This is a genomic window from Actinoplanes sp. SE50/110 (assembly GCF_900119315.1).
GTDB lineage: Bacteria > Actinomycetota > Actinomycetes > Mycobacteriales > Micromonosporaceae > Actinoplanes.
Genome location: NZ_LT827010.1, coordinates 1249980 through 1264469, shown reverse-complemented (window position 1 = coordinate 1264469; position 14490 = coordinate 1249980). Strand labels below are relative to the sequence as shown.

The window sequence follows — 14490 nt, the reverse complement described above, 5'->3', positions numbered from 1 at the left end:
GACCGTCGTTGACGCGGCCTGTCACCCTGTGGACCGCTGACCGGGGAGACGGGACGACAGTTTGATGGGGAACGGATTCATCGAAGCCGCGCTGAGCTTCCCGACCGTTCTCCTGACTCCGTTGCTGATCCTCGTGATCGGCTACTGGATCGTGGTGATCGTGGGCGGCGCCGGTCCGGACGCCGGGCACGATCACGGCGGGCTGCTCGGCGTGCCGCTGCCGGTGTCCGTCTCGCTGCTGGTGGCGCTCGCCTGGTTCGGCACGCTGGCCGGCAGCCAGTGGCCCGGACCGGTGCCACCCGGGGTGATCCCGCCGGTCGCGCTGGTCGCGGCCGCGCTGGTCACCCGGCTGATCGCGATCCCGTTGCGCCGGCTGCTGCCGGACGGCCCGGACGCCTCGCGCGCCGATTTCGTCGGCCGCACCTGCGTGATCCGGACCGGCCGGGTCACCGGCACGTTCGGCCAGGCCGAGGTGCACGCCGAGGACGGCTCCTCGGCCATCATCCAGGTCCGGCAGACCGGCGTGGACGCGTTGCCCGCCGGCACGGTCGCCCTCATCTACGACGTCGACCCGGAGGGCGAGTTCTTCTGGGTCGTTCCCGCCGACATCGCCAGGAAAGGCCTTTGATGGATGTGGTGTCCACCGGTTTCGGTGTGCTTCTCGCCGTGGTCGTGCTCATCGCGATCGGCGTGCTGTTCTTCCTCAGCCGGATGTTCCGGAAGGTGGAGCAGGGCAAGGCTCTGATCGTCTCGAAGGTGCGCCGGGTGGACGTCACCTTCACCGGCGCGGTGGTGCTTCCCGTGCTGCACAAGGCCGAGGTGATGGACATCTCGGTGAAGACGATCGAGATCTCGCGCACCGGCCGCGAGGGCCTGATCTGCCGGGACAACATCCGGGCCGACATCCGGATCACCTTCTTCGTGCGGGTCAACAAGACCACCGAGGACGTGATCAAGGTGGCGCAGGCGATCGGCACCAGCCGGGCCAGCAACGAGGCGACGCTGCAGGAGCTGTTCAACGCGAAGTTCTCGGAGGCGCTCAAGACGGTCGGCAAGCAGCTCGACTTCGTCGATCTGTACACCAAGCGCAACGACTTCCGGGATCAGATCATCGAGGTGATCGGCACCGATCTGAACGGCTACAGCCTGGAGGACGCGGCGATCGACTTCCTGGAGCAGACGCCGCTGGGCTCGCTGGATCCGAAGAACATCCTGGACGCCCAGGGCATCCGGAAGATCACCGAGCTGACCGCGATCGAGGCGGTGCTCACCAACGACTTCCGGCGCAACGAGGAGAAGGAGATCACCCGGCAGGACGTGGACGCCCGGGAGGCGATCCTCGAACTGGAGCGCCGCAAGGCGGACGCGGAGATCAAGCAGCGCCGCGAGATCGAGACCATCCGGGCCCGCGAGGAGGCCGAGATCGCGCTGGCCCGGGCCGAGGAGACGCTGCGCTCGGAGGCCGCCCGCCTCAAGACCGAGCAGCAGCTCGGAGTGCAGGCGGAGAACAAGAACCGGGAGATCGCGGTCGCCGAGAAGAACCGCGAGCGGGTGATCGCGATCGAGACCGAGCGGATCGAGAAGGACCGGATGCTCGAGGTGATCGGCCGGCAGCGGGAGACCGAGCTGTCCACGATCGCCAAGGACTCCGAGGTCGAGACCGAGAAACGGGCGATGGCCGAGGTGATCCGGGAGCGGATCGCGGTGGAGCGGACGGTCGCCGAGCAGGAGGAGAACATCAAGCGCCTGCGGGTGGTCGAGGAGGCCGAGCGGACCCGGCAGGCGGTCGTCATCAACGCCGAGGCCGAGGCGCAGGAGGCGCTGGTCAAGGACATCAAGGCGGCCGAGGCCGCGGAGGCCGCGGCCCGGTTCAAAGCGCGCGAGCAGCTGCTGCTGGCCGAGGCGAAGCAGCAGGCCGCCGAGCTGGAGGCGCAAGCCGCGATCCGGCTGGCCGAGGGCAAGCAGGCCGAGGCGGCCGCGTTCGGCCTGGCCGAGGTGCGGGTCCGGGAGCGCAACGCGGAGGCGATCGAGAAGACCGGCCGGGCCGAGGCGATCGTGGAGCGGGAGAAGGCACTGGTCGCCGCCGAGGCGATCAAGGAGAAGCTGAAGGGCGAGGCGGAGGGCCTGGAGCAGAAGGCGTCCGCGATGGCCACGCTCGACGAGGTCACCCGGGCGCACGAGGAGTACCGGCTGCGGCTGGAGATGGAGAAGGAGATCCGGCTGGCCGGCATCCACGTGCACCGGGAGATCGCCGAGGCGCAGGCCCGGGTGGTCGCGGCCGGGCTGGAGAAGGCGGACATCGACATCGTCGGCGGCGACTCGGTCTTCTTCGACAAGCTGATCGGCTCGATCACGCTGGGCAAGAGCATCGACGGTTTCGTCGAGCACAGCTCGGTGGCGCAGGCGGTCGGCGCCCGCTACCTCAACGGCGACGGTGACCTCGCCGAGGACCTGCGCAAGGTCGTCGGTGCGGTGTCCACCGCGGATGTCGCCAACCTGAGCGTCGCGGCCGCGGTGGCCAACTCCGTCACGAAGGACAAGTCTGAGTGACCATCGACGCGGGCACGTACGAGGTGCTCCGGGGCCGGCTCGACGCCAAGGCGCGCGAGCTGGCCGGGCGGGCCGAGACGCTGAACGCCCGGCGGATCGAGGCCTTCGGCGCCCAGCAGACCGAACTGCTGGGCACCGAGCGGATCCGCACCGGCAACAACGCGGTGCCGGCCGACGTCGCGCCGGCCGGGGAGGTGCTGCTGTTCGGCGCCAACGCGTTCCTCGGGATGAAGGCCGAGACCGCGGTGGACGACGTGTTCACCGTGGTCGACCGGAAGTTCCAGCCGGCCGCGGCGCCGGGGCTGCTGGACGATCCGGGGTTCCGCCGTGACTTCGCCGAGCTGTACCGGTACTACCGGGGGACCCGGCTGCGGCAGCTGCGCCGGGTCGAGGGCCAGCTGCTGGCGATCTTCCAGACCGGGGCCCGGGCCGGCGACCTCAAGGTGCTGCGCTGGCAGATCGGCGTGGACGGCACGGTCGCGTATCAGGACGCGCGCGGCGAGCGGGACCACGTGCTGCCGCCCACGCACGACTTCGAGTGGACGGTCACCAGCCGCGAGCAGCACGTGCTCGGCCGGCACCCGCACGTGTCGATCGAGGACGAGGTGTTCGTCGAGACGGTCGGCGGCGACCTGACCGTCAAGGTGGAGGACAACACCGAGGACGGCGCGGGCGTCTACTCGGAGCCGGTGGACCAGCCGCTGCAGAGCCTGGCGGACGCGGAGATCGCGTACGCCCGGGTCGGGCCGTTGATCCTTCTCCGGGTGCTGCCGTATCAGGAGACGGCGTACCGCTACCTGGTCTTCAACACCCGCACCCGGGATGTACGCCGCCTGGACGGGATCGGGCAGGCGTGCCGCCGGCTGCCGGAGGACCAGGGCGTCATCTTCCCCGGCGGGTACTACCTGGTGACCGGGGCGGCCAAGACATTCGACCGGGACACCGCCGGGCTGGCGTTCGAGCGGGTGGTCCGGTCGGTCAACGGCGAGGACGTGCTGCACGTCTTCCACGACGCCGATTCCGGGCGGTATCTGCTGCTGCCGTACAACGTGATCGGCAAGCAGGTGGCGACGCCGATCACCGGGCACGGCTACGCGATCTTCGACGACGGCACCCTGGTGGTGCTCCGCTCCCCCGGCGACGAACCGGCCCGGGTCCACCCGGTGCAGGTCTGGCGCACGCCGTACGTCTCGGACGCGCACGCCGCGGCCCAGCCGGCCGGGACCGGGCCGCTGGCCCGGATCGGCAACGCCGACCTGGTCCGGGGAATCGCCGACGCGCTCACCGTGAGCCGGATGGTCGGCGAGATGTCGGCGGCCGGGCCGGTCTTCGAGGCGATCATCGCGGCCTGCACCCGGACCTTCGACACCTATCACTGGCTGGCCGACCCGGAGCTGGAGAATCTGGCCGAGCCGCTGGCCGAGGTGCGCGCCGCGGCCACCCGGGTGCTCGACGAGTTCGCCGCGGTGCAGGCGCTGACCGCGCAGGCCGAGCAGGCGGTGGCCGAGGCCGAGGCGACCGCCGGCTCGCTGGTCCGGCGGGCCGCGGCGGAGCCGCCGGCGACCACCGGCGGCTGGGTGGGCCGGCTCGCCGAGCTGCGGCGTGAGCGCGGGCGGCTGGCCGGGCTGCGCGAGATGCGGTACGCCGACGGCGCGCGGCTGGATGCCATCGACGCGTCGCTGGTCACCGCGACCGACGACACCGCCCGGCGCGCGGTCGAGTTCCTGCGCCACCCCGACGCGTTCGCCGACTACCAGGCGAGCGTCGAGGAGCTGGCCGGGCAGGCCGCGGCGATCGGCACGGTGGCCGAGGGCGAGCCGGTCGCCGGCCGGATCACCGAGCAGTCCGACGGGCTGCAGGTGGTCACCGAGGTGGTCGGCGGTCTGGAGATCGCCGACGCCACCGTGCGGGTGTCCATTCTGGACCGGATCGGCGCGGTGCTGGGCGGGCTCAACCGCGCCCGCGCCACGGTGGACGCCCGGCGCCGGGAGCTGGCCGCGGTCGAGGGCCGGGCCGCGTTCGCCGCCGAGTTCGCGCTGTTCGGCCAGTCGGTCTCCGCCGCGCTCGCCGCCGCCGACACCCCGGAGCACTGCGACGAGCACCTGGCCCGGCTGATGGCCCAGGTGGAGACGCTGGAGAGCCGGTTCGGCGAGGTCGACGACTTCGGCGAGCGGCTGGCCACCCGACGCGCCGAGGTGTACGAGGCGATCGCCGGACGCCGGCAGTCGCTGCTCGACGAGCGGGCCCGCCGCGCCGACCGGCTGGCCGGCTCGGCCCGGCGGATCCTGGACGCGATCCACCGCCGGATCGCCACGCTGGGCGATCCGGACGAGGTGAACACGTACTTCGCCACCGATCCCATGGTGGCCAAGGTCCGCTCGGTCGCCGACCGGCTGCGGGCCGACGGCGACCCGGTCCGCGCCGAGGAACTGGACGGGCGGCTCACGGCGGCGCGGCAGGAGGCCGGGCGGGCGCTGCGGGACCGGCGGGAGCTGTTCGGCGACGGCGGGATCCGGCTGGGACGGCACACCTTCGCGGTCAACGGGCAGGCCATCGACCTCACGCTGGTGCCGCACGACGGCGGGCTGGCCTACGCGATCACCGGCACCGACTACCGCGCGCCGGTCACCGACGAGGCGTTCCAGCAGACCCGGGATTTCTGGGACCAGCCGCTGATCTCCGAGTATCGCCGCCTGTACCGGGCGGAGCACCTGGCCGCGGCGATTCTCGCCGAAGAACCCCGGGCTGCGGCCACCGCACAGGCCGAGGGCCGGTTGCGGGAGCTGGTGCACCGGATCGCCGATTCGCGGTACGACGAGGGGTACGAGCGGGGCGTGCACGACGCCGACGCCACGGTGATCCTCGACGCGTTGCTGCGGATGCACACGACCGCCGGCCTGCTCCGCTACCCGCCCCGGATCCGGGTCGCCGCCCAGTTGTTCTGGGCCTACGGCGCCACCGCCGGGCAGCGTCAGGCCTGGCAGCTGCGCGCCGCGTCGCTGATCCGGGTCCGGGCCATGTTCGGCTCCGCCGGCCGGGCCCTCGACGACCTCCGGGCCGAACTGACCGACGCCGCCACCGATCACCTGGGTACGGCCGGCCTGTCGGCGGCGGGCGTGGCGACCGGGGACGCGGAGATCGGCGAGTATCTGGTCGACGAGCTGGCCGGCACCCCGGCCGGGTTCGTCACCGGCGCCGGTGCCCGCGCCTTCCTGGACCGCTTCCACCGCGAGCTGGGCGGTGCGGAGTCCGCGCCGGCCCGGCAGTACGCCGAGGACCTGCGCGCCCTGGCCGGCGAGCCGGCCGTCCGGCACCAGCTGGTGTACGCCTGGCTGGAAGCCTTCCATCGGGCCCGGCCGGACTCCGGCGACCTGAACGACATGCTGGAGGCGGTGGGCATCGAGGTCGTCGGCACCGGACTGACCCGGTACGACGTGGCCGCGACGGTCCGCGAGACGGTCACCGGGCTGCTCGGCGTGCACCCGCGGATCAAGGACGGGCAGCTGACGGTACGCCTCGACGCGCTGCTGTCCCGGGCCCGGCACTTCCGGGAGAAGCGGATGCCGGCCTACCGCGACTACCAGAGCCGGCGGGCGGCGCTCGCGAAGGCCGAACGGGCCCGGCTGCGACTGGACGAGTTCAAGCCGCGGGTGATGACCACCTTCGTGCGCAACCGGCTGCTCGACGACGTCTATCTGCCGCTGATCGGGGACAACCTGGCGCGTCAGCTCGGGACGGCCGGGGCGGAACGGCGTACCGACCGATCGGGGCTGTTGATGTTGATCTCCCCGCCCGGTTACGGCAAGACGACCCTGATGGAGTACGTGGCGGATCGCCTCGGCCTGGTCTTCGTCAAGGTCAACGGGCCGGCGCTGGGGCACGGCGTCACCTCGCTGGACCCGGCCGACGCGCCGGACGCCACCGCCCGCCAGGAGGTGGAGAAGATCTCGCTGGCCCTGGAGATGGGCACCAACGTGCTGCTGCACCTCGACGACATCCAGCACACCAGCCCGGAGCTGCTGCAGAAGTTCATCTCGCTGTGCGACGCGCAACGCCGCATGGAGGGGGTCTGGAACGGCCGGACCCGGACGTACGACCTGCGTGGCAAACGGTTCGCGGTGTGCATGGCGGGCAACCCGTACACCGAGAGCGGCCGTCGTTTCCGGGTGCCGGACATGCTGGCCAACCGGGCCGACGTGTGGAACCTGGGTGACGTGCTGGCCGGCCGGGAGGACCTGTTCGCACTGTCCTATCTGGAGAACGCGCTGACCGCGAACACCGTGCTGGCCCCGCTGGCCGCTCGGGACGGCGCCGACCTGCCGCTGCTGCTGCGGCTGGCCGAGGGCGACGAGACGGCCCGGGCGGACCGGCTGGCGTACCCGTACTCCGCCGCCGAACTGGAGCAGATCCTGGCGGTGCTGCGGATGATGCGCCGGGCGCAGCGGGTGGTGCTGCGGGTCAACCAGGCCTACCTGGCCTCGGCGTCGCAGGCCGAAGCCGGCCGCACCGAGCCGCCGTTCCGGCTGCAGGGTTCCTACCGCAACATGAACAAGCTGGCCGAGCGGATCGTGCCGGCGATGAACGACGACGAACTGGAGCAGGTGATCGACGACTACTATCTGGGCGAGGCGCAGACCCTCACCGGCGGCGCCGAGGCCAACCTGCTCAAGCTCGCCGAGCTCCGCGGCCGGCTGGCTCCGGCGAGAGCCGCACGCTGGGCCGAGGTCAAGGCCGCGTACCGGCGGGAGCAGACGCTCGGCGGGGCCGAGGCCGACCCGGTGACGCGGGCTGCCGGGGCGGTCGCGCTGGTCGCGGACCGCGTGGCCGGGGTGGAGGAGGCGATCCGGCTCAGGACACGGGCAGCTGCGTGGACAGCTGAGCGGCCTGACCGGCCAGCGCGGTGAAGCCGGCGTCGCTGATCTTGCCGTCGTCGTGCAGGTCGGCGAGCTTCTTGGCGAACGACTTCAGCTGTTTGCCGGCGCCCTCCCGATCGTCCTTGCGGAGCTCCTCGGCGATCTTGCGGAGCCGGGTGTTCAACGCCCGGGCGTCGTCGCGCTCCAGCTGACGGCTGCGGAACAGGACGAACACCTCGCCCCGCATCTGCTGCAGCACCCGGGTGAGCTGAGCGGCCGAGACGGCCGGCGGCCGGCTGCTGGGCCGGGCGCTGCTCGGCTTCGGCGACGGCCCGGTGCTCGACTCGATCAGCGGCTCGATGCTGGTGGTCTGCAGCACCTGGGCCGAGGTCGCCGGGGCGGCCGCCGGGGCCGACTTGTCGTCGCCCGGACCCGACAGCGCCCAGTAACCGATGGCCAGCGCCAGGAAGGCCCCGGCCGAGCCGAGCACGATCAGGCGGCGGCGCCTGGCCACCGCCTCCCGCTCGTCGATCGTCGGCACCGTCGGCAGCACCCGGGTCTGCCAGTCCGGCGCGGACGGGCGCGGCTCATACATGTCGGACACGCGCGACATCATGCCAGCCGCCGCCCGCGCTCACCAGCGGACGGGCAGCGTCTCCAGACCGCGGATCAGCAGGCCGGGCCGCCACCGCAGCGCCTCGGCCGGGACGGCCAGCCGCAGGCCGGGCAGCCGGTCGAGCAGGGCGGTGAACGCCACCTGCGCCTCCAGCCGGGCCAGCGGCGCGCCCAGGCAGTAGTGGATGCCGTGCCCGAAGGCCAGGTGAGCGGGGCTCTGCACGCGGTCCAGGTGCAGTTCGGCCGCCGCCGGGAACCGCTCGCCGTCCCGGTTCGCCGAGAGCAGGCCGACGATCACCGGGTCGCCGGCCGGGATGGTGACCCCGCCGATCTCCACGTCCGCCACGGCGATCCGGAACGTGGCGGTCTGCAGGGGGCCCTCGAACCGGAGGAACTCCTCGATCGCGGACGGCAGCAGCGAGCGGTCGGCCCGCAGCCGCTCCCACCCGGCACGGTCGCGCAGCAGCACGTACGTCCCGTTGCCGATCAGGTTGACGGTGGTCTCGTGGCCGGCGATCAGCAGCAGGAACACCATCGAGCAGAGCTCGTCCTCGGTGAGCCGGTCGTCCGCGTCGCGGACCTGGATCAGACCGGAGAGCAGGTCGTCGCCGGGGGTGCGGCGGCGCACCGCGAGCAGGTCGCGGATGTAGCCGACCATCGCCTCCAGGGCCGGCGCCAGCCGCGGCCCGGCCTGCGAACCGGCGACCACCGTGTCCGACCACTCGCGGAACTCGTCACGGTCCTCGGCCGGCAGCCCGAGCAGCTCGCAGATCACCTGGATCGGCAGCGGGAAGGCGAACGCGTCGATCAGGTCGGCCTCGTCCCGGCCGGACAGCGCGTCCAGCAGATCGGCGGTGATCCGCTCGATCCGCGGGCGCAGCGCCTCGATCCGGCGGGCGGTGAACGCGGCCGAGACCAGGCGGCGCAGCCGGGTGTGGTCGGGCGGGTCGACGGCCAGCATGTGCTGCGAGATCGCGGCGGCGACACCGGGCGCCATCGCCCCGGCGGCGGCCGCGCCGGCCGTCCGCGAGCCGCCCGCCGCCTGCCCGGCCGGCATCGGGGTGGCCCGCTTGGACAGCCGCGGATCGGCCAGCGCGCGTCGGGCGTCCTCGTAGCGGGTGATCAGCCAGACGGTCAGACCGGACGGCATCCGCACCTGACGGACCGGGCCGCTCGTGCGCCACCGCTCGTACACCGGGTGCGGGTCGGCCTGGAAAACCGCGTCGCCCAGATCGGCGATCTCCTGCGTCATAGCCCGACCATAGGTCGGATCCACCCCGATCTCCACCCGTGGGTGGCAGCGCTCCACCCGCCCCGATCCCTACCTTCAGGGCATGGAAATCCTCACCCCGCTCCTGGTCATCGCCGCTCTCGCCTACGCCATGGTCCGCCGTTACCTGGGCGAGCCGCTCACCGCGCGCCGCCTGGTCGTACTGCCGCTGGCGCTCACCGTCTACGGCGGTTTCATGGTCGCCCAGGCCGGCCTCACCCACGTCCGGGCCGACGTGGTCGCGCTGGCCGTCGGCGGCGTGCTCGCCGTCGCCGGCGGTGCGCTGCGCGGCGCCACGGTGCGGGTCATGGTCCGGGACGGGCACCTGTGGTACCGCTACACGTGGGTCACCCTGACCGTCTGGATCGGCCTGATCGTGCTGCGCCTCGTCCAGGCCACGGTCGCCGGCACCCTGGGCGCCGACCGTCCGGTGCTGGCCGCCTCGCTGGTGCTCGCCCTCGGCCTGAGCTTCCTCGGCGAGGCCGCGGTGGTCGGGCCCCGGGCGATGGCGGTCGGCGCGCCGTTCGCGCCGCGCCGGTCCCGGCGCCGGGTCGCCGCCGGCCGCTGACACCCTGCCGTCACCGCCCATTCGGCACACTGATCCCGTGAACACCGCCGATCGCACCCGGCTGCCGGAGCTCTGGCGCCGGGCCCGCAATCTGCTGGTCCTGATCGCCGTCACCGTGGTGATGGTGCAGGACCACGCGCCCTGGCCGCTCGTGGTCATCGGCGGCCTGGGCTGGGCGCTGCTGACGCTGCGCGTCCTGCCACCCCGGCCGCACCTGGTCGCGGTCTGCGTGACGCTGGCCTCCGGACTGGCGCTGACCGCGCTCGGCGCCCGCGGTGTCGCCCCGGTCTATCTGGTCGTCGCGCTGGCCGGCAGCGCCGCCGTGCTCGACCTGATCACCACCGGCGTGCTGGCCGGCATCGGGCTGCTGGCCCTGGCCGCGACGCTGGCCACGCACCACGCCGACCTCTCCTCGATCGCGGTCTGGTGCGGGGTGCTGATCGCGGTGACCCTGCTGGTCCTGCTCCGCCGCCAGCGGGAGGCGAGCGCCGAGCAGGAGCGGTTGCTCGCCGACGAGCAGGCGCTGGCCGCGATGCTGGCCGAGCGGGCCCGGCTGGCCCGGGAGATCCACGACGTGCTGGCCCACTCGCTGTCCGCCCTGTCGGTGCAGCTGGAGACGGCCGCGGCGCTGCTGGAGCGGGACCGGACGACGGAGGCGGCGGCGCTGATCGACCGGGCCGGGACGCTGGCCCGCGACGGGCTGACCGAGACCCGGCGGGCGGTCAGCGCGCTGCGCGGCGATCCGCTGCCGGTGCCCGAACTGGTCGCCGAGCTGACCGCGGGCTATGCGCGGGACCTGGGCGCGCCGGCCACCTTCACGGTCGGCGGGGAGCCGCGCGAGCTCGACCCGGAGACCGGGCTGGCGCTGTTCCGGGCCGCGCAGGAGGCGCTGAGCAACGTCCGCAAGCACGCGCCGGGCAGCGCCGTCGACGCGCACCTGGCGTTCGAGGCGGGCGCCGTCGCGCTGCGGGTGCGCAACCACGGCCCGGCCGGCCCCCCGGTCACCGGACTGTCCAGCGGCTACGGGCTGATCGGCCTGCGGGAGCGTGCCGAGATGGCCGGCGGCAGCGTCACGGTCGGGCCGGACAGCGACGGGTGGCTGGTGGATGTCAGGATGCCGGGGTGAGCATCCGCGTGGTGGTGGCCGACGATCAGACCGCGGTCCGCGAGGGGCTCTCGCTGATGCTGAGCCTGCTCGACGACATCGAGGTGGTCGGCGAGGCGGCCGACGGTGAGCAGGCTCTGGAGCTCGTCGGCCGGGAGCGGCCCGACGTGGCGCTGATGGACCTGCGGATGCCGCGACGCGACGGGGTCTCGACGACCGCGATGATCCGCGAGCAGTTCCCGGAGACGCGGGTGGTGGTACTGACCACGTTCGCCGACGACGAGCACATCCTCGGGGCGCTGCGGGCCGGCGCGGTGGGCTATCTGACCAAGGACGCCGGCCGGGTGCAGATCGCCCAGGCGGTGCGGGCCGCGGCGATCGGGCAGGGGGTGCTCGATCCGCAGGTGCAGCAGCGCCTGCTCGCGGCCGCGACCGGGGGCGCCGCGGCGGCCGGGGGCACGGCGGCACGGGCGGAGCGGGAGCTGCCGGACGGGTTGACCGCGCGCGAGGCGGAGGTGCTCCGGCTGATCGCCGCCGGACTGTCCAACAAGGAGATCGCGAAGCGGCTGTTCGTCACCGAGGTGACGGTGAAGTCCCATGTGAACCGGCTCTTCGCGAAGGCGGGGGTGCGGGACCGGGCGCAGGCCGTGCGGTATGCGTATCAGCACGGCCTGAGCGCCTGAGGCTGTCAGCCGCCGTGGCGGCGGGAGAAACGGGGCGGGCGGACCGGGAGGCGGCGCCGGCGGAATGCCGGGCGCAGCGGACGCCCCGACTCGGAGATCTTACTTTCGGTGACCGCTACGATGCGAGGGTGCAACGGGTCTGCGCTGGCCACGGCGACGGTTCCCCTTTCAGGAGCGATGCGGGTGTCCACTATGCGTCGCCGATAGCCGCCCGTCCCGCCACTTGAGGTTCTTTTAAAGATCACCTCAGCGAGGGCTAACCCCGTCCCTCCTGGCCCCGTGCGCGTGACGGTCAGCGGAAGTCCGGCCGGCGGACGAAGCTCGGCGCGTCGTTCCGGGTGATCACCGGATACACGCTCGAGTGCACCTGCCAGGACGGCTGCGGGCGGGGCCCGGCCAGCGACCGGATCAGTGCCTGCACCACGTCCTGCACCGCCCGGTGCAGCAACGGGTCGTCGACCAGCCCCCGCTCGTCGACGGCCCGGACGTCCAGCGGGACCCGCACGCAGCCGGCCCGCAGCAGCCGCGCGCCGCCGTGCTCCAGCACCGACTCCAGACCGGCCCGGGCGCCCTCGTCCTGACCGGGCGCGACCACCGACAGCCAGGCGGCCGGCTTGCCGGTCAGGTCGCCGCCGTCGACCAGCCAGTCGAACAGGTTCTTCAGGCTGCCGGGCAGGGCACCGGCGTACTCCGGGGTGCTGATCATCACCGCGTCGGCGGCGGCGACCTGGCGGCGCAGGTCCACGACCGACGCCGGCGGCGCCGGGTCACCCGGCAGGAAGGCGGGTAGCGCGGCGAGTCCCGAATAGAGTCGGGCGTCGATCTCCGCCGGGGCGAACCGGGCCGCGGTGCGCAGCGCGGCGGTGTGCACGGAACCCTCGCGAGTGCTACCCGAGATCAGCAGGACGCAGGCCATGCGCCGACGATACGGGGTCAGCGCCCGGCGTCCCCTCACAGCGAACTGTCAGATCTTCGGCGCACAGCGGGTGCGGCCCGCCCGATCGGGTGCCGTCGAGGCTTGGGCATCGTGAGGCGCCGCCCGTACCACCTTCCGTTGATCCTGCTCGTGCTCGTGACCACGTCCTGCTCGGTGCCCCACCCCGCGCCGCGTCCGGCCCCGCGGCCGGGCCTGCCCGCCGCCCAGATCCGGGTCGACCAGGCCGGCTGGGCCACCGGCGAGTCCAAGGTGGCCACGCTGCTGGCGCCGGCCGACGCGGCCGGCGCGCGGGCCACCGTGGTCGACGCCGCCGGCCGGACCGTGCTGACCGTCGCCGCCGGGCGCAGCCGAGGTCACTGGAACGACCATTTCGCCGCGACCAACCCGCTGGACCTCACCGCCCTGCGCACCCCGGGCACCTATCGGATCCGTCTCGACGACCACTACCACGCGGAGTCGCCGCCGTTCCGGATCGGCGCGGCCGCCGACCTGTACACGCCGCTGGTGGCCGACACGGTCCGCTACTTCCAGGCCCACCGGGACGGCGCCGACCAGGTTCCCGGCCCGTGGCAGCGGACACCCGCACACCTCGACGACCGGAACGCCACCGTCTACGCCACCCCGGAGCCCGACGACAGCGTGCTCGCCTCGACCGGCGCCACCCTTGACGTCTCCGGTGGCTGGTACGACGCCGGCGACTACCTGAAATTCGCCCACACCACCGCGTACGCGCTGATCCTCATGCAGCTCGTGCAGCGCGACGGCCCGGCGCCGGCGGCCCTGCCCGACGAGATCCGGCACGGCCTGGACTGGCTGACCCGGATGTACCGCGACGGCGTCCTCTACACCCAGGTCGGGGTGGCCGGCAACGATCACTACCTGGGTGACCACGACATCTGGCGGCTCCCGCAGGCCGACGACGACCTGTCCGTGCAACCCGGCGACCGCGCGTACTACCAGCGGTACCGCCCGGTGTTCCGGGCCGCCGCACCGGGCGAGCCGATCAGCCCCAACCTGGCCGGCCGGGTGACCGCCGCCTTCGCGCTGGCCGCCCAGCTGTCGGCCGCCAACGACCCGGCCCGCGCCAGGTTCTACCTGGATCTGGCGGCCACGCTGTTCGGCCAGGCCGCCACCGCACCCACCGGCGACCTGGTCACCACGGTGCCGCGCGACTTCTACCCGGAGGAGAGTTACGAGGACGACCTGGCCCTGGGCGCCACCGAACTGGCCCTGGCCGGCAAGGCGCTGGGCGATCCGCGGACCGCCGGCTGGACCGGGCAGGCCCGGCACTGGGCCGACGCGACCGGCGGCGGTGACGACGGCCTGACCGTGTACGACGTCGACGCGCTCGCCGACGCCGAGCTGTACCGCCTGGCCCCGGCCGCGCCACTCGTCGCCGACCTGCGCGACCGGCTGGCCGGGGCGGTCAAGGCGGCCGGCCGGGACCCGATGGACGCCACCACCGGGGCGGGCGGCGCCGACTACGCGGCCCGGCAACTGGGCTGGGCCGCGACCGCCGCCCTCTACCAGCGGGCGACCGGCGACACCCGCTACGCGGCGTTCGGCACCGCGCAGCGCGACGTCGCGCTGGGCGCCAACGGCTGGGGAGTGTCCATGGTGATCGGTGCCGGCGCCCGGTATCCACAGTGTCCGCACGATCAGATCGGGACGATCACCCACGCGGCGCTGACCGGGGCGGTGGTCAACGGGCCGAACGTGGCCGGGCGGGTCGAGTCGCTGGAGAGCGAGGACGACTCGATGTGCACGGCCGGGTCGTATTCGGCGTTCAACCGGGACGACGCGCAGTACGCCGACGACATGCGGGTGTCGGCGACCAACGAGCCGTCCCTCGACTTCACCGCGACCGGGATGCTGGCCTTCGCCCTGACCGCCCGGCCCCGTTGAACTG

10 protein-coding genes are annotated in these 14490 nt (G+C 73.3%); 7 read left to right on the top strand and 3 right to left on the bottom strand.

What is annotated here, in order from left to right; translation table 11 throughout:
* Positions 1-64 precede the first annotated feature (64 nt).
* From ACSP50_RS05600 to ACSP50_RS05590, 3 genes are read left to right on the top strand one after another with little or no spacing between them, the layout of a single operon-like run.
* Positions 65-628 carry a hypothetical protein gene (locus ACSP50_RS05600; RefSeq protein ID WP_014688185.1) on the top strand — a complete coding sequence of 188 codons (564 nt, stop codon included), beginning with the start codon at positions 65-67 and terminating at the stop codon, positions 626-628.
* The gene (locus ACSP50_RS05595) at positions 628-2550 is read left to right on the top strand and encodes an SPFH domain-containing protein (RefSeq protein ID WP_014688184.1); all 1923 of its coding nucleotides are present in this window, start codon (positions 628-630) and stop codon (positions 2548-2550) included. Before ACSP50_RS05600 ends, ACSP50_RS05595 begins: the two co-directional genes overlap by 1 nt.
* Positions 2547-7454, top strand: a complete 4908-nt coding sequence (locus ACSP50_RS05590) for a DNA repair ATPase (RefSeq protein WP_014688183.1) — start codon at positions 2547-2549, stop codon at positions 7452-7454. Before ACSP50_RS05595 ends, ACSP50_RS05590 begins: the two co-directional genes overlap by 4 nt.
* Here ACSP50_RS05590 and ACSP50_RS05585 read toward each other — a convergent pair.
* Positions 7399-8007: a hypothetical protein gene (locus ACSP50_RS05585; RefSeq protein ID WP_043510883.1), complete on the bottom strand. Its 609-nt coding sequence runs from the start codon at positions 8005-8007 to the stop codon at positions 7399-7401. The genes ACSP50_RS05590 and ACSP50_RS05585 overlap by 56 nt on opposite strands.
* Positions 8008-8037: 30 nt before the next feature.
* Entirely contained in the window at positions 8038-9270 is a 1233-nt protein-coding gene (locus tag ACSP50_RS05580; protein WP_043510881.1) for a cytochrome P450, read from the bottom strand.
* Positions 9271-9352: 82 nt separating this feature from the next.
* Between ACSP50_RS05580 and ACSP50_RS05575 the strand changes: the two genes are divergently transcribed.
* Genes ACSP50_RS05575 through ACSP50_RS05565 form a run of 3 tightly spaced genes read left to right on the top strand, consistent with a single transcriptional unit; the run spans position 9353 to position 11644 of the window.
* The gene (locus ACSP50_RS05575) at positions 9353-9856 is read left to right on the top strand and encodes a CcdC protein domain-containing protein (protein ID WP_014688180.1); all 504 of its coding nucleotides are present in this window, start codon (positions 9353-9355) and stop codon (positions 9854-9856) included.
* Between the two features lie 37 nt (positions 9857-9893).
* Positions 9894-10982: a sensor histidine kinase gene (locus ACSP50_RS05570; protein WP_014688179.1), complete on the top strand. Its 1089-nt coding sequence runs from the start codon at positions 9894-9896 to the stop codon at positions 10980-10982.
* Entirely contained in the window at positions 10979-11644 is a 666-nt protein-coding gene (locus ACSP50_RS05565) for a response regulator transcription factor (protein WP_014688178.1), read from the top strand. The genes ACSP50_RS05570 and ACSP50_RS05565 overlap by 4 nt, the downstream gene beginning before the upstream one ends.
* 292 nt (positions 11645-11936) lie before the next feature.
* Here the strand turns inward: ACSP50_RS05565 and ACSP50_RS05560 are convergent, their stop codons facing one another.
* Positions 11937-12560, bottom strand: coding sequence for an NADPH-dependent FMN reductase (locus ACSP50_RS05560; RefSeq protein WP_014688177.1), 624 nt, complete (start codon positions 12558-12560; stop codon positions 11937-11939).
* Positions 12561-12698: 138 nt separating this feature from the next.
* Between ACSP50_RS05560 and ACSP50_RS05555 the strand changes: the two genes are divergently transcribed.
* Positions 12699-14486, top strand: a complete 1788-nt coding sequence (locus ACSP50_RS05555) for a glycoside hydrolase family 9 protein (RefSeq protein ID WP_043510878.1) — start codon at positions 12699-12701, stop codon at positions 14484-14486.
* Positions 14487-14490: the final 4 nt, after the last annotated feature.

What these genes read in the sequence shown, in the direction of transcription:
- ACSP50_RS05600 (WP_014688185.1), top strand. Translation starts at nt 65, where the DNA reads ATGGGGAACGGATTCATCGAAGCCGCGCTGAGCTTCCCGACCGTTCTC.
- ACSP50_RS05595 (WP_014688184.1), top strand. Translation starts at nt 628, where the DNA reads ATGGATGTGGTGTCCACCGGTTTCGGTGTGCTTCTCGCCGTGGTCGTG.
- ACSP50_RS05580 (WP_043510881.1), bottom strand. Translation starts at nt 9,270, where the DNA reads ATGACGCAGGAGATCGCCGATCTGGGCGACGCGGTTTTCCAGGCCGAC.
- ACSP50_RS05575 (WP_014688180.1), top strand. Translation starts at nt 9,353, where the DNA reads ATGGAAATCCTCACCCCGCTCCTGGTCATCGCCGCTCTCGCCTACGCC.
- ACSP50_RS05560 (WP_014688177.1), bottom strand. Translation starts at nt 12,560, where the DNA reads ATGGCCTGCGTCCTGCTGATCTCGGGTAGCACTCGCGAGGGTTCCGTG.